The 15,629-nt window shown below is 65.1% G+C and carries 11 protein-coding genes; 3 read left to right on the top strand and 8 right to left on the bottom strand.

Annotated features, from left to right (window positions below):
- Window positions 1–126 precede the first annotated feature (126 nt).
- Window positions 127–630: a CC0125/CC1285 family lipoprotein gene (locus tag T5B8_RS00835; protein WP_353175380.1), complete on the top strand. Its 504-nt coding sequence runs from the start codon at window positions 127–129 to the stop codon at window positions 628–630.
- Window positions 631–747: 117 nt separating this feature from the next.
- On the opposite strand, the gene T5B8_RS00830 is transcribed toward T5B8_RS00835, so the two are convergent.
- The 4 genes from T5B8_RS00830 to T5B8_RS00815 are packed head-to-tail and all read right to left on the bottom strand — an operon-like array spanning window position 748 to window position 3,159.
- Window positions 748–1,617, bottom strand: a complete 870-nt coding sequence (locus tag T5B8_RS00830; protein WP_353175378.1) for an energy transducer TonB — start codon at window positions 1,615–1,617, stop codon at window positions 748–750.
- Window positions 1,614–2,015, bottom strand: a complete 402-nt coding sequence (locus tag T5B8_RS00825) for an ExbD/TolR family protein (protein ID WP_353175377.1) — start codon at window positions 2,013–2,015, stop codon at window positions 1,614–1,616. Before T5B8_RS00825 ends, T5B8_RS00830 begins: the two co-directional genes overlap by 4 nt.
- Window positions 2,012–2,431, bottom strand: a complete 420-nt coding sequence (locus tag T5B8_RS00820; RefSeq protein WP_353175375.1) for an ExbD/TolR family protein — start codon at window positions 2,429–2,431, stop codon at window positions 2,012–2,014. Before T5B8_RS00820 ends, T5B8_RS00825 begins: the two co-directional genes overlap by 4 nt.
- Before the next feature lie 5 nt (window positions 2,432–2,436).
- Window positions 2,437–3,159, bottom strand: coding sequence for a MotA/TolQ/ExbB proton channel family protein (locus T5B8_RS00815; protein ID WP_353175373.1), 723 nt, complete (start codon window positions 3,157–3,159; stop codon window positions 2,437–2,439).
- Between the two features lie 219 nt (window positions 3,160–3,378).
- Between T5B8_RS00815 and acs the strand changes: the two genes are divergently transcribed.
- Both acs and T5B8_RS00805 read left to right on the top strand, forming a co-directional pair.
- Window positions 3,379–5,334, top strand: coding sequence for an acetate--CoA ligase (gene acs / locus T5B8_RS00810; protein WP_353175372.1), 1,956 nt, complete (start codon window positions 3,379–3,381; stop codon window positions 5,332–5,334).
- Window positions 5,335–6,086: 752 nt separating this feature from the next.
- Window positions 6,087–7,268: an acetyl-CoA C-acetyltransferase gene (locus T5B8_RS00805; RefSeq protein WP_353175370.1), complete on the top strand. Its 1,182-nt coding sequence runs from the start codon at window positions 6,087–6,089 to the stop codon at window positions 7,266–7,268.
- Window positions 7,269–7,744: 476 nt separating this feature from the next.
- On the opposite strand, the gene T5B8_RS00800 is transcribed toward T5B8_RS00805, so the two are convergent.
- The 4 genes from T5B8_RS00800 to T5B8_RS00785 form a co-directional block, all read right to left on the bottom strand.
- A complete protein-coding gene (locus T5B8_RS00800) occupies window positions 7,745–9,421 on the bottom strand; it encodes a methyl-accepting chemotaxis protein (protein WP_353175369.1) in 1,677 nt (558 codons plus the stop codon).
- Window positions 9,422–9,549: 128 nt separating this feature from the next.
- The gene (locus T5B8_RS00795; protein WP_353175367.1) at window positions 9,550–11,163 is read right to left on the bottom strand and encodes a TolC family protein; all 1,614 of its coding nucleotides are present in this window, start codon (window positions 11,161–11,163) and stop codon (window positions 9,550–9,552) included.
- The gene (locus tag T5B8_RS00790) at window positions 11,160–14,252 is read right to left on the bottom strand and encodes an efflux RND transporter permease subunit (protein WP_353175366.1); all 3,093 of its coding nucleotides are present in this window, start codon (window positions 14,250–14,252) and stop codon (window positions 11,160–11,162) included. Before T5B8_RS00790 ends, T5B8_RS00795 begins: the two co-directional genes overlap by 4 nt.
- Window positions 14,249–15,427: an efflux RND transporter periplasmic adaptor subunit gene (locus T5B8_RS00785; protein ID WP_353175364.1), complete on the bottom strand. Its 1,179-nt coding sequence runs from the start codon at window positions 15,425–15,427 to the stop codon at window positions 14,249–14,251. Before T5B8_RS00785 ends, T5B8_RS00790 begins: the two co-directional genes overlap by 4 nt.
- Between the last annotated feature and the right edge of the window lie 202 nt (window positions 15,428–15,629).

Below are 15,629 nucleotides of genomic sequence, written 5' to 3'. Positions count from 1 at the left end.
TGTTTGCACGCGCAAGCGCCCGGCAATATATGGTTTTTGTTGCTCTGGCGCGTGCTGTGGCCCGTGCGTCGGTGAAATATGCGTGTGTTTGCATCCGCCGAGCCGATGGCGCGCTATATTAGGGGTATGAACATCCGATCATCGCTTGTCGTATTGTGCAGTGCCCTGCTGCTGGCCGCCTGTGCCAGCGGGCCGGCCTATCGTGCCGCGCCGACGGCGGATGGCTATGGGTATCGTGACACCCAGCTCACGGCCGATCGCTATCGGGTGAGTTTTTCCGGCGATTACGACATGGCACGGGAAACGGTCGAGAACTTCGCGCTGTTCCGGGCCGCGGATGTGGCGCTTGCGCACGGGGGCGAGCGTTTTCGGATCAACTCACGCGAGACGTCGCCGGTGACCAGCACCTATGGCGGTGGCCCGAGCACGAGTGTGGGCTACGGCTGGGGCTATCCGTTCTGGGGCACGAGTATCGGCTATTCGACCGGCGCGTCGAGCCGTACGCGCTACGAAACGGTGCTCGAAATCCAGATCGGCGACGAAGTACCGGCCCAGGGCCCCGACGTCTACGACGCGAATCAGCTCAAGCACAATCTGGCAGCGGCCGTGGCCGCGGGCGAACAGCGCTAGGGCCTGTCCTTGACCGTGGGCCCGCCGCGCTCGGCGGCCCGCGCCTTGCCTGACATGCCCGGCACGGGCAATGCGATCGTATATCCCGTGACGACAGGCCCGGGCGTCGGCTAGGCCTTAACGCAGCTGGAAGCGCACCGGTACGGTCAGGGCCAGTCGCTGCATGGATACGCTCGCTGGCAGGGCGGGCAGCGGGTCGGCCTTGCGGATCATGTCGCGTACCGCCTCGTCGAGCAGTTCATGACCCGAGCTCTGGCGGATTTCCCAGTCGAGCACGTGGCCGTTGCGGTCCATGACGAAATACAGCAGAACCGTGCCTTCCTGGCGCAGTCGCCGTGCGCGGCGCGGGTAGTCCTTGTAGCGCTGTAGCCAGGCGCCGAGCTCGGCACGGTAGTCGGGCGGCGTATCGGACACGCTGCCGGTCGTACCCTGCTGGGTGGTGGCGGCCGTCTGCGGTGCCTTGGCCGGCGCGTTGTTGCGATCCTGACCGCCCGCCGGGCGCGCATTGCTGTCGCGGCGCGCACTGCTGCTGGCCGTGGCGGTTTGCGGCTGTTCGCGGCGTTCCGGCTTCGGGCGCGGCTTGGGTTCGGGCTGCGGTTTCGGTTCCGGCTTGGGCTGTGGCTTGGGCTCGGGTTTCGGTTGTGGCTTGGGTTTGGGTTCGGGAACCGGCGTGGGTTCGGGCTCTGGTTCGGGCGTCGGCTCCGGTTCGGGCGCGGGTGTGGGTTCCGGCTCCGGCTCCGGCGTAGGCTCCGGCTTGGGCTCGGGTTCTTGCTCGGCCGGTTCGTCTTGTTGCTCGGCCGCGTCGGCGGCCACCTGTTCGGGCTGTGGCTCGCCCTGGGTGGGCGCAAGCGCGATGCGCACGCCGGCCGCGCCAGTGTCGGCCGTGCGGATCGTGTCGTTCAGCGTAAAGCGCACAAGCAACGCGGCATGGGCGGCGATGGCGATCGTGAGCACGATCACCCAGTGGTGCAGGCCGATGCGTTTCATGGGTCCGTGTGCTGGGTCAGCAGATTGACTTCAGCGATGCCGGCACCGCGTAGCGTGGTGAACAGGCTGCCCAGGGCATCGGCCTTGAGTCCGCCGTCGGCCCGAATCTGCAGGGGCTTGTCGTTCGGCCAGTCGGCCAGCGCCTGGGGCAGGGCCTCGCGCGTGATCGGTTCGCCGCCGAAAGCGAGGCGCCCATCGCCGGCAACCGCCAGCACCTTGTTTTCCAGCTGCGTGGATTGCTCGGCGTCGGTCGTGGCCGGCGGCGTGAGTTCAAACGGCGGCTTCTGGGCGAGCACCCCGGCGAGCATGAAAAAGATCAACAGCAAAAAGACGATATTGATCAGCGGCAGGATGTTCTCTTCGGTGGAGCGCGGCCGCTTGGGGGGCGCAAGGATCATGGGCGATCCTCCTTGGCGCTGGTGGTCCCGGTGGCCAGCGACATGGGCGCGACGCCCGCGCCCGAGAGCGCATCGAGCGCGCCCACGGTGACGTCCAGCGTGGCTTCGGGGGCCGGCTGAACGATCACCGCCGAGATATCCCCGGCCGCGATGGCGGCATTCAGGCGCTGTGCCAGCGTGCGGGGGTCGCGGCTGGTGCTGCCGTCGTAGTGCAGGCTGCCGTCAGCATCCACCCGTACCACGGCCGGCGGGGTGTCGCCGGGCGCGGCTTCGCTGGTGCCGGTCGCCAGCGTGATCGGGCGCCAGTCGGTAAAGCTGGTCGCCAGCATGAAGAATACGAGCAGGATGAACACCACATCGATCAGCGGGGTGAGGCTGATCGAGTGCTTGCGCCGCTCGAACGTCTCGATATGCATGGCGCTCAGGCGTGGGCGGTGGAGGTTTGTGCGGGGCCTGCGGCGGGCGCGGCGTTTGCCTGCGCCGGTCGGCTCAGCGCGGCGGCCTCATGGCGGGTGAAAAAGCGCGTCAATGCATCCTGCATGTCTTCATGCAGGCGCTCGACCACGCGCTCGCACCAGTTGAGTGCAACCACCGCGGGAATGGCGACCACCAGGCCGACCGCGGTGGTCAGCAGCGCTTCCCAGATGCCGTTGGACAGTACCGAGGGGTCGACCTGGCTGCCGGCGTTGGCCAGCTGCTGGAATGCCGTAATCATGCCCATGACCGTGCCCAGCAGACCGAGCAACGGCGCGAGCGAGCCAATGACTTCGAGCGGGCGAAAATAGCTGCGCATCTGGCTGAGATGGCGGGCGCCCACGCGGGCGGCCTCTTCTCGGACCACGGCCACATCTGCGCCGGCATTCACGCCGCGCATCGCGACGGCCAATGTATCGGCGATGGGGTTGCGTTCGTCGGCCAGGGCGGCGATCGCGCCCTGACGGTCACCGTTTTGCCACTGATCGAGTGCGGGTGCGATGAAGCGGCGTTTGCCCACGCGCGCGCTCGCGAACTGCCAGCATTTGAGCAGCACGATCGCCAGGGCGATGACCGACATGGCCACCAGCACGGCCACCACAGGGCCACCCAGGCGTAACAAATCGACCAGACCGGCCAGGTCGAATACCGCGGAACTATCGGATGTCATGACCGTTTTCTCGACTGTGGAAGATGAAAAACTGGATGCGACAAGGCGCAGGAGTATGAATCAAACAGGCAGTAAATGCGAACGATTATTATTACCAGCATAGGGCGGGTCGCCTCGCCCATCGAAAAACCAGGGTTCATGCGCCTTTCGTCTTATGCAGACGGCGGGTGCAAATGCGTATGCTGATTGATGTTTGCAATCGACGCATCGGGAGAATCTATGGCTGACAACAAGATCGAATCGGTTCTGAAAGAGGATCGACAGTTCGATCCGCCGCAGGCGTTTCTTGACCATGCAACGCTCAAGCCAGCCGACGTAGACGCGCTATACCAAGCCGCCGAAAAGGATCACCAGGGATTCTGGGCCGATCAGGCGCGCGACAAGATCGATTGGCACAAGCCCTTCAATCAGGTTCTGGATGAGTCTGACGCCCCGTTCTTCAAATGGTTCGCCGATGGCGAGCTCAATGTCTCCTATAACTGTCTCGACCGGCATCTGGACAGCAAGGGCGACAAGACCGCCATCATTTTCGAAGGCGATGATGGCGAGGTCGAGCACATCAGCTATCGCGAGCTGCATGCACGTGTGTGCCGCTTTGCCAACGCACTCAAGGCCAACGGCCTGAGCAAGGGCGACCGCGCGGTCATCTATCTGCCCAATATTCCGCAGGCCGCGGTGGCCATGCTGGCCTGTGCACGTATCGGCGCCATCCATTCGGTCGTGTTCGGTGGCTTTTCGGCCGTGTCGCTACGCGATCGTATCGACGACGCCGAAGCCAAGATGCTGATCACTGCCGACGGCAACTACCGTGGCGGCAAGCTCATTCCGCTCAAGCAGACCGCCGACAAGGCGCTCTCGGAAGGCTGCCAGAGCATCGAAAAGGTCATCGTCTACAAGCGTTCCGGCGCCGACGTCACCATGGCCGAGGGCCGCGATCTGTGGTGGCACGATGCCGTCGACGGTCAGGCCGACGAATGCGAGCCGGAATGGGTGGATGCCGAGCATCCGCTGTTCATTCTCTATACCTCCGGCTCCACCGGTAAGCCCAAGGGCATTCAGCATTCCTCCGGCGGTTACCTGCTGGGCGCGATCTGTACCTGCCGCTGGGTGTTCGATCTCAACGACAGCGACGTGTTCTGGTGCACCGCCGACGTCGGCTGGGTGACCGGGCATACCTACATCACCTACGGGCCCACCGCCTGTGGCGCGACCCAGGTCATGTTCGAGGGCGTGCCGACCTATCCGGAGGCCGATCGCTTCTGGAAGATGGTCGATACCCATCAGGTCACCATCTTCTATACCGCGCCCACGGCCATTCGCGCGCTCATGAAACAGGGCGACGAATACCCGCAGCGTCATGCGTTGGATAGCCTGCGCCTGCTGGGTACGGTCGGCGAGCCGATCAACCCCGAAGCCTGGATGTGGTATCGCGAAGTCATCGGCAAGGAACGTTGCCCGATCGTGGATACCTGGTGGCAGACCGAAACCGGCGGCCACATGATTACGCCGATTCCGGCGACCACGCCCACCAAACCGGGTTCCGTGGCCAAGGCACTGCCCGGCATCGCCGCCGACATCATCGACGAGTCCGGCGAACGGGTCAGCGATGCCAATGCCGGCGGCATTCTGGTGGTCAAGAAGCCGTGGCCCTACATGCTGCGCACGATCTGGGGTGATCCCGAGCGCTACAAGGAAACCTATTTCGGTATGTTCGACGAACATACCTATGTCGCCGGCGACTCCGCCCAGCGCGACGAGCAGGGTAATTTCCGTATCCTCGGTCGTATCGACGACGTGGTGAACATCTCCGGCCACCGCATGGGCACCATGGAGGTCGAATCGGCGCTCGTGGCGCACAAGGCCGTGGCCGAAGCCGCCGTCGTTAGTCGTCCGCACGAGGTCAAGGGCGAGTGCATTGTCGCCTTCGTCATTCTCAAGAACGACGATGGCAGCGATCAGCTGGCCGCCGAGTTGCGCGAGTGGGTGACCGAACAGCTCGGCGCCATCGCCAAGCCCGAGGAAATCCGCTTCGCGGACGGGCTGCCCAAGACCCGTTCCGGCAAGATCATGCGGCGTTTGCTGCGTACCGTGGCACGCGACGAGGAAATCACCTCGGACGTATCCACGCTGGAAAATCCGCAGATCATCGACCAGCTGCAGGCCAAGGGCAGTTAGCGTCGAGGGTGGTTAAGGCGGCGGGGGCGAATGCCCACCGTCGCTGACGATCGCAGGGGGTGGCTGGCCCGGTGTTGCGCGTTGCGCACGCCGGCGCCGGCCTTTTTTATGTCCGTCGTAAGCCGCTTGCAACGTGCGCGTTCATTTGCGGACAGGAGGCGCACCACGCATCCGCGCCCAATCGCCGTGTCGGCGAAAACGGTCCGCGAATGCACGCCAATAAACGCGAATGTGGCAGCGCTTGATCAGGCAAACCGGTGTGCATGCGGCATGAACAGCCCAGCAACCGGCCTTCGAGCGCGCGGTGTTACATCTTATTCGCGTGTCTTCGCGTTTATTTGCGGACAGCCGCTGGCTCGACCCCACGATGAGTCCACGCTCGTCGTTTCGTCGGCTAAGCCTTCGGTCACACAAACTGCGAGCTCTGCGGTTCTGTCTCCAACAAGGAAAACTGTCCGCGAATGAACGCTAATAAAGGCGAATGCATGGGCAGCGCCTGATTGCGTAAATCGTCCTGTACGTGGCGTGAATCGCCCGGCGGCCGGCCTTCCAGCGCCTTGGCTTTGGCCTTATTCGCGTGTATTTGCGTTCATTTGCGGACAACCTGCTTGAATGACCGCAGCGGCCTGAGTCCCACGCATACGCAAGACTCCCCGAGCGTGGTCCGCGTGCGCCAACCCGCGGATTTTTCGTAACATGGCGGCCATCGTGCCGCTGTGCGGCAATCCATTCCCGTTCTGGAGTATCGCCACGTGAAAGACAACATCGTTATCGCCGCTGCCGGGCGCACCGCGATCGGCCGCTTCGGCGGCACCCTGGCCGGCATCGGCGCAACCGAACTGGGCGCCCACACCATTCGCGCCTTGCTCGCCCGCCACGATATTCCCGTGGATGCGGTCGACGAGGTCATCATGGGCCAGGTGCTTGCCGCCGGGGCGGGTCAGAATCCGGCACGCCAGGCCTCGATTCGGGCCGGGCTGGGCGACGCCACACCGGCGATGACCATCAACAAGGTCTGTGGCAGCGGGCTGAAGGCCGTGATGCTCGCCGCGCAGGCGGTCGCCCTCGGCGATGCCGAGCTGATCGTGGCCGGTGGCCAGGAGAACATGAGTTCGGCCCCGCATGTCTTGCCCAACTCGCGTAACGGCAAGCGCATGGGGGACTGGGAGCTGGTCGACACCATGATTCGCGATGGTTTGTGGGATGCTTTCAACGGTTATCACATGGGCCAGACCGCCGAGAACGTGGCCGAAAAATACCGCATCTCGCGTCAGGAGCAGGACGAATTCGCCGCGCGCTCGCAACAGCGGGCGGAGGAAGCGCTCAAGCACGGCCGCTTTGAAGATGAGGTGCTGCCGATTGAAGTGCCGCAGAAGAAAGGTGACGCGATCGCCTTCGCCCGGGATGAGGGCCCGCGTGCCGGGGTGACTGCGGAAGGCCTGGCCGGGCTCAAGCCGGCGTTCACCCGCGACGGTACGGTTACCGCCGGCAATGCCTCGGGGCTCAACGACGGCGCGGCTGCCGTGGTCGTGACCACCCGCGAAAAATGCGAAGCGTTGGGGCTGACGCCGCTATGTCGTATCGCCGGCTATGCCAATGCTGGTGTCGACCCGGCACTGATGGGGATCGCGCCGGTGGCCGCGACCGAGCGTTGCCTCAAGCGGGTCGGCTGGCAGGTGGCCGATCTCGATCTCATCGAGGCCAACGAGGCGTTCGCCGCCCAGTCGGTTGCGGTCGGTCGTCAGCTGGAATGGGATATCGACAAGGTCAACGTCAATGGCGGTGCCATCGCGTTGGGGCACCCAATTGGTGCATCCGGTTGTCGCGTACTGGTCACGCTGATCCACGAAATGATGCGCCGCGACGTACAAAAAGGTCTGGCCACGCTGTGTATCGGTGGCGGACAGGGCGTCGCGCTCGCAATCGAGCGCTAGCTGTCAAGAAAATCGGCAGCTGATGCCTTCGTAATACACTGTTTTGCGATGATTAACGATTGCGTCGGCGGGAGATTGGGTAGCGCGGCGCGGATTTATGCCTGCTTTTGGCATCGCATTTGCAACAGCTATGGCGTACGACGATTTCGCGCCGTGTTGTTCTCCTCCAATGCGCCTGCGCCCAAGTTTTCTACTGAATCGTTGTACGATCGCGGCTTCCGGCCGGCGCCTCAGGCGCCGGCCGGTTTTCTATCCAGGGCCTATCTTGTAACGGCAGGCTTCAGGGCCTGCCGTCACGGGATATGCCATCGCAACCCCCCAGCCAATAACGATCGGTCGGCGGCCAAGCCACGGCAATCCGGCGTGATGGTTCATTGTCTGGCTCGCTGACGTGGCATAACCACGCAGCACGCGCGATGCCTTGTCTTGCCGCGGCCTGGTCGCCGATGCGACGGCTTATCTCGCGACGACAGGACCTAGGTCGTACGCCATTCCAGATCGCGTTGTTTCTGGGTTGCCGGCTGGCTGGTGGCTTTTGCCTGCGCGCCAGCTGAAGGCGCTTTTTCGTGTGGCGGTTGCGAATAGGGTACAGCCGCCGGGCGTTGTTCGAGCTCGAACACCGCCACGGCCGAGCGCAGTGTACGCGCCTCGGCTTCGAGCGCGGTCGCGGCATTGGCCGCCTCGGGTACCAGCCGTACATTGTGCTGGGTGACCTGGTCGAGCTCGGTAACCGCCTGATTGACCTGGCCGATGCCGCGGCCCTGTTCCTCCGAGGCGGTGGCGATTTCGGTCATGATCTGGTCGACCCGCTTGACCACGGCGACCACGTCGTTGATGGCGGTGCCGGCTTCGTCGACCAGCTTCGAGCCCGCATCCACGCGCGTGACCGACGCGTCGATCAGCCCGCGAATCTCCTCGGCGGCCTTGGCCGATCGGGTGGCCAGGCTGCGCACTTCGCCGGCCACCACGGCAAAGCCGCGGCCCTGCTCGCCGGCCCGGGCGGCTTCCACCGCAGCATTGAGCGCCAGCAGATTGGTCTGGAAAGCAATCGATTCGATCATGTCGATGATCTGGCTGACCTCGTGCGAACTGCGACTGATGCCGTGCATCGTGTCGACGACTTCACCCACGATCCGGCCGCCGCGTTCGGCGGTGGCCGAGGCCTCGTGGGTGAGCTGGCGTGCCTCGCGGGCGTTTTCGGTGTTCTGGTCGACGGTCGAGGTCAGTTCTTCCATGCTGGAGGCGGTCTGTACCAGCGAGGCAGCCTGCTGTTCGGTACGCGCGGATAGATCGCTGTTGCCGCGGGCAATAGTCTGCGAGTCGCCGTGAATGGCGTCGCTGCTTTGGCGGACCTGGCCCACGGTGTCGGCCAACGCTTGCTGCATATGCGTCAGACCCGCGAACAGCCGGCCGATCTCGTTATCGCCGCGCCGCTCGATCTCGCCATGCAGATTGCCCTGGGCGATGCGCTCGACATGATCCACCAGCCGGCTCATCGGTCGGGTGACGTTGACGGTAATGCCCCAGACGACGACTGCGATCAGCAACACAACGGCGAGAAAGACCCCGCCCAGGCCGATCTCAAGATCGACGGCGGTATCGCGGAACGTATCGTAGAAGGCGCTGCCCTGGGCTTCGACGAGGGTGAAATACTCCACCGCCTGCGCCGTGAAGGCCTGGGTCAGGCGTTCGGCCTCTTCGTCGAGGCTCAGATAGGCCGCGCTGTCGCCGGCGGCGATCGCCTGGATACGCGGCATGATCGCGGTATCGCGCAGCTGTTGATAGGCCTGTCGAACCGCGTCGACCGGCGCCTGATAGCGCGCCGAGAAGGGCAGTGCAAAGAATGCTTCGAACAGGCCGTCCACCGCCTCGGCCTCGCGGGCAAGCGCGTCGGCGCTGTTATCGATCGCAGCCGTGCCGGTCAGCGACTGATAGTCGTCCTGGACATGCAGGCGCAGTAAAAGCAGTGCGCTGTTGGCCTTGTTGAGTTGCGACTTCTGTTCGACCTGGACATCGCGCACCTTGGCCAGCGCGTCCTGGCTGTACCAGATGGTGTAACCGCCGATGGCACCGACCACCAGCAACAACGCGGTAAAGCTCGCCAGTACCAGTGTCCAGCTGGTCTTGACGCTCATGTTGTCCAGTATCTTCATTTCACGCTCGCGAAGCTTGAACCATCGGCGCCGTCCGAGGCTGTCTCAGGCGGCCTTGGTATTATCGGTCGCGCGCGGATTTTCTTTTGCCCGTTACGGCGTTACAGCCAAAAAAGCGATCGCGTACCTCAGTCGCGCCAGGGCAAGGCGGGCGGCAGCTCGCCCGGGGTGTCCACCAGCCGGCGGGTCAGCAGGCTGCCATCGGCGACATGCAGATCGATCAGGGCCTGGCGATAGGCGATGAAGGCATCGATACGGTCGAGCTCGGCAGCCAGCAGGTCGCGCTGGGCCTGGGCCACCAGCAGCCCGGTGGAGCGTCCGACATCAAAACGCGCCTGTTCAGCCGCGAGCGTGTCGTGTTGCAGGCGTACGGTCGCGGCCGTGGCCTCGATCTGGGCGGCGGCGCGTTCGGCCTCGATCAGGGCATAGCGGACCTCGGCCTCGATCACCCGTTGCAGATTGTCGAGGCTGGCCCGGGCCTGACGCAGGCTCGCCTTGGCGCGCCGGTCGAGGGCGTGGCCGGCGCGGTTACCCAGTGGATATTCGAATTCGAGCGCGCCGGACAGATCGTAGGTATCGCCGCCGTCGAGATTTTCGTAGGCGCCGCCATAATGGCGGGCAAAGCCGGTCTGGCCCAGGGTGACGAACAGATCCAGGCGCGGTAGCAGGCCGTTACGGGTGGCCACCACGTCCAGCTCGTTGCGGGAGATATCCAGCCGCGCCTGGTTGAGTTCCGGGCGGCGGCGTTCGGCCAGGGCTACGTAATCCGCCGGTGTATCGAGAGGCGCGGCGTCGGTGATGACATCGGTCGATGGCTCTACCGCGCGTTCGTAGCGCAGGCCGTCGGGGGCGCTGATCAGTTGCAGCAACCGAATACGCAGCCGATCCGCCTCGGCGCGTCCGTCGATGAGATCCTGGCGCCGGCGCGCGGCCTCGGCGGCGAAGGCGGCCTGTTCCACCCGGGCGACGGTCCCCGCTTCGATACGCAACCGTGCTTCGCGCGATTGCTGTTCGGCCACGTCGAGCGCGTTTTCGAGGATATCGATACGCCGGCGCGCGCCCAGATAATCCCAGTAGGTGGCTTCGACATCGGCTACCAGCGCGGTCACGAACGCGCGCAGTTCGTAGGCCGAGGCCAGCGTGTCCGCCCGGGCTTGGCGCAGGGCGACCAGATTGCTGGCAATGCCGAAGCCGTTGAGCAATGCCTGGGTCAGGGTCAGGCCCACCCGCGTACTGGCCTGGCGCGGCGAACGGCTGGATTCGCTCAGATCCTGGGTGAGGCTGAGTTCAAGCTCGGTACCGGTGGGCAGGGTCTGGCGAATGCCGGCGCGGGCGCGTTCGGTATCGTTACGCACCGCGAAGTTCTGCTGGATATCCTCGGATACGCGCTCGGCGACCTCGCGCGAGGTTTCGATACGCGCGAACACGCTCGGATCGAACACCGCCCGCTCGACAGCGGCGAAGGTGCCGGCAATCAATGGTTGCAGACGCTGGGCGGCCAGCGATGGGTTGTTTTCGAGGGCCATGCCCACGGCCGTTTCCACGCTCAGTTCGAGACGGTTGCGTGTGCCCAGGGCGGCCAGATCGTCGTTGGTGGCCACCGGCGCCGACGTCGTGGCCGGCGCGCCGGGCAGAGGCTGTTCCGGCCAGACCAGTGTCTGTGCATCGAGCCATGCGCTGGCCGGTGCGCTACCAATCAGCAGCGTGATGGCCAGGATGTATCGGTAGCGCGGCCGGCTCATGGCGTGGCGCCGTGACGTTTGGGCCAGGCGTGGTGCACGCCGGTATAGACCACCGGAATGACCAGCAAGGTGATCAAAGTGGCGCTGGTCATGCCGCCGACCACCGCCCGCGCCAGCGGCGCCTGCGACTCCGATCCCTCGCCAAGGCCGATCGCCAGCGGCAAAAGTGCGAAGATGGTGGTCGCGGCGGTCATCAGAATCGGGCGTAGCCGGCGCCGGCCCGCCTCGCGTACGGCCGCACCGGCATCCAGGCCTTCGCGCTGAAGCAGATTGGCTTGATCGACGATGAGAATCGCATTGTTGACCACAATACCGATGAGCATCAGGCAACCCAGCAACGACTGCGAGTTGAGTGTCGTCTGGGTCAGCATGAGCGTGACCGCTACGCCGATCAGCGCCAGCGGCACGGTCACCATCACGATCAACGGGTCGATGAGCGATTCGTACAGACAGGCCATGACCATGTAGACCAGCAACAGCGCCAGCGCGACATTCACGCCGATTTCACGAAAGGCGGCCTGCTGGGCTTCGTATTCGCCCACCAGCTGGACATCGTAATTGGCCGGAATGGCGATATCGCCGAGCGTGGCCTGAACGTCGGCGACCACCGAGCCCAGATCGCGCCCGGCGATATTGGCATTCACGCTCACCAGGCGTTGCTGGTTGCGGCGATCGATTTCGATCGGCCCCGAGGCTTCCACGATCCGCGCGACATCGCCCAGGCGAACACGCGCCCCATCGGCCGCGGGTACCGGCAGATCGAGAATCTGGGCCGGACTGACTTGCATGGGGTTGGCCAGTTGTACGCGTACGCGCACCTCGTCGCCGTCGTCGAGAAAATAGCCGGCATTGGTGCCGGCGATGGCGGTTTCCACCGTTTCGCCGATCGCCTGCACGGTCACGCCGCGATCGGCCGCGGCCGCGCGGTCGATAATGACATCGCGCTGCGGGGCCGCGCCTTCGCGCGAGGCACGCAGGTCAGTGATTCCGTCGATACCGGCAATGCGTTGCTGGATCCGTTTGGACAGGCGTTGCAGCACCGCGAAATCGTAGCCTCGGATCTCGATTTCCAGGCTTTCGTCTTCGCTGCCCACATCGAGCATGCGAAAGAAAAACGGCTGGCGTACGCGTACCCGCACCTCGGTTTCGGCCAGATCGCCGATCGCCGTGCGCAGATCCGCAGCCACTTCGGCACTACTGCGGGCGCGCTTGCTCGCGGGTGGCAGTTCGATACGAATATCGGCTTCCGCGCCAGCATCGGCGCGATAGCCGCCGCTGCCCACGGTGGTCACCACCGATACCGCTTCCGGTACGATGCGCCGCACCACGGCCTCGGCCTTGCGTGCCTGGCTGTCCATGAGCGACAAACGGGTGCCGGGCGGCATTTCCAGGCCCACACGGACTTCGCCCTCGTCGGTGGCCGGCATGAATTCGGTGCCTAGTTGGGTAAAACCGATCAGCGCCAGCAGGCTGGCGAGCGCGGCCACGCTCACTACGCGTCGGGGTGCGGCGAGCGCGCGCTCAAGCAGGCGCCGATAACCGGTATCCAGACGTTGGTATACGCGTGCGCCGGTCGTGGCCAGACCGCGCATACCCGTACTGCGCGGTGCTTTGCGTTGGCCGACGAAACGCGCCGTGAGCATGGGCATGATCGTGAGCGCGACCACCAGCGAACAGGCCAGCGCCAGGGCGACCACGATCGCCAGTTCACGAAACAGCTGGCCGGTGAGCTCGCGCGCAAACAGCATGGGGATGAAAATCGCCAGCGTGGTGAGCGTACTGGCCACGATCGGCCCGGCGATTTCGTTACTGCCGGCCACCGCCGAGACGTGATCGGACTCGCCCAGCTCCAGGCGCCGGCGCTGGATGTTTTCCAGCACCACGATGGCGGAATCCACCATCAGGCCCACGCCCAGGGCCAATCCGCCCAGCGTCATCAGATTGATGGTGTAACCAAAGCCGTACATGAGCGCGAAGGTGGCGATCAGCGATACCGGAATGGCCACCGATACCGCCAGCGCCGCGCGCAAATGGCCCAGAAACACCAGCAGCACCACGAACGCCAGCACGCTGCCATAGAACAGCGCCCGCGAGACGTTGGCGATCGAGCGGTTGATATAGTCCGCGGTATTGAAAAATGGGGTGATGCGTACCTGCGGAAACTCGCGATTGAGCTCGGCCACTTCGCGGGTCACCCGCTCGGCCACCTCGACCGTATTCGCGCCGGACTGCTTGCGTACGCCCATGCGCACGCCGCGTTCGCCGCCGATCCGTACCAGCCGTTCGGCGCGCTGCTGGGTATCGCGTACCGTGGCCAGTTCGCCAAGCGTAATCGGCGTACCGTCGCGTACCAGCACGACCGCCCGGCGCAGATCGTCGAGATCGGAAAAGCGCCCCGGTGTGCGCAACACCAGTTCCTGATTGCCGATTTCGATCGAGCCGGCCGGCAGGTTGCGATTGGCCGCAGCCAGCGTGTCGCGGATATCGGTGAGCGACAGATCGAGCGCGCGCACGCGGTCGATATCCAGATTGACCTGAATTTCGCGCTCCGGCTCGCCCCAGATTTCTACCGCGGCCACGCCCGGAATCTGTTGCAGGCGATAGGACAGCTGATTGTCGATGAGCCGGCGCAGCTCGATCGGGTCGATGCCGCTGGCCAGGCCCAGGCCCATGACCGGCAGGTCGGCGGTATCGAACTTGCGCAGGCGCGGGCGGCTGGCGTTGTCCGGCAGTTCGTCGAGCTCGGAGAACAGGCGGTCGCGTACGTCGTTGGCCGCGGCGTCGATATCCACGCCCCAGCCGAAACGCAGGGTGACATCGGCGGTACCCTCCACCGAGGTCGACTCCATTTCCTCCAGGCCCGGCGTGGCCGCCACTGCCTGCTCCACGCGGCGGGTGACCAGTTCTTCCATGGTTTCGGGCGCGGCGTTTTCGTAGTCGACCGATATGGTCAGCGACGGCGTTTCCACGCTCGGCAACAGGTCGACCGGCAACCGGCTCAGGCCGACCGCGCCGAGCAACAGCGCGATTGCCATGATCATGCACGTCGCGACCGGCCGGGCGACCGCGAACGCCGGCAGGCCGGTCATGGGTCGGCGCCCGGGCGCGTGTCATCGTCCACGGCCACGCCGATACCGTCTTCGAGCTGGGCCTGGCCGAGCACGACCAGAGGCCCGTCGAGCGTGTCGGGCGCGCGCAGGGCTGCCTGGTCGCCTTGCGTGAAGGCGACCTCAACGGCTACGAAATCGGCGACGTTCGAATCCTGATCGACGACGAACACCCCTTGGTGGCCATCGCGGCGTACCAGTGCCGCGCGTGGCACTACCAGGGCCGAATCCAGCTGCTGTGCCACCAGCCCGACCTGCACGAACATGCCGGGGGCGAGCCGACCGTCGTCGTTGGGCACGGTCAGTTCGACCCGTGCACGCCGTGTTTCGGGGTCGAATACCGGCGCGATGCGTGCGATTTCGGCTTCGAATTCGGCATCGTCGGCGCCGGCGATACGCAGCCGCGCGCTCTGGCCGACGGCAAGATCGGGATACAGCGTTTCCGGGACCTGGATCACGGCCGTCAGTGGACGAATAGCCACGATTCGCAGTAGCGGCGTATTCGCCGCCACGGTATCGCCCGGTTCGACCATGCGCTCGCCGATCTGGCGCGGCTGTGTGTCGTCCGGCCAGTGGGCCCGGATGTCGGTATAGCCCAGCCGGATGCGCGCAGTTTCTACCTGGGCCTTGGCCTGGGCGATGTTGGCACGCGCGACCGTGGCGGCGGCCTGCGCATTCGACGCCTCGGCCTCGGCGCTATCGAGTTCGGCCGTGGCGGCAATGCCCTTGTCGTTGAGCGAGCGTACCCGCGCGAGCGTGCGGGAAGCGGTGCCGGCATCGCTACGCGCCTGTTCGTACTGTGCGCGCGCGACCTGCAGCCGGGCCTCGGCCTCGGCCAGGGCCTGGCGGTATTCCTCGTCGTCCAGGCGGACCAGCGTCGCACCGTTGTCCACATGATCGCCGATATCCACGGCGATCGAGGCGATCTGGCCGCCGATCTTGGGGGCGACCGTGCGCACCGCGCTGGCTTCGAGCGTGCCGGAGAATTCGCGTATATCGGCGATGGCACGCCGTTCGGCGGCCCGGGTTTCCACGGCGACACGCCCGGCCGCGGCCGGTTCGGCCCCGCTTTGCTCGGCGCCGGTGCGATAGGCGATCACGCCCACCGCGACCACGAGCAAGATCGCTACGAGTACGAGCCCGTTACGCCGGTTCATTGGCGCTGCCCCGGCGCTCGCACGGCGGTTTTGCCGGGCAGGGCGGTCGCGCGTATGCCGGCCACAGCAAAGCGTTGCGCACTATCACAAATTTCCGGTAAAACAAGGCCCATGCGCGTCAACATACGGTCATATCGCCGTGTGAGGCTACCGGCAAACCGACCGGCCGGTGCCGCGAAACGGCGCGGTCGCAACGGAGGAT

The organism is Salinisphaera sp. T5B8, from assembly GCF_040361255.1.
GTDB lineage: Bacteria > Pseudomonadota > Gammaproteobacteria > Nevskiales > Salinisphaeraceae > Salinisphaera.
Note: the sequence above shows the minus strand (reverse complement) of the source record. Positions and strands in the feature narration are given on the sequence as shown.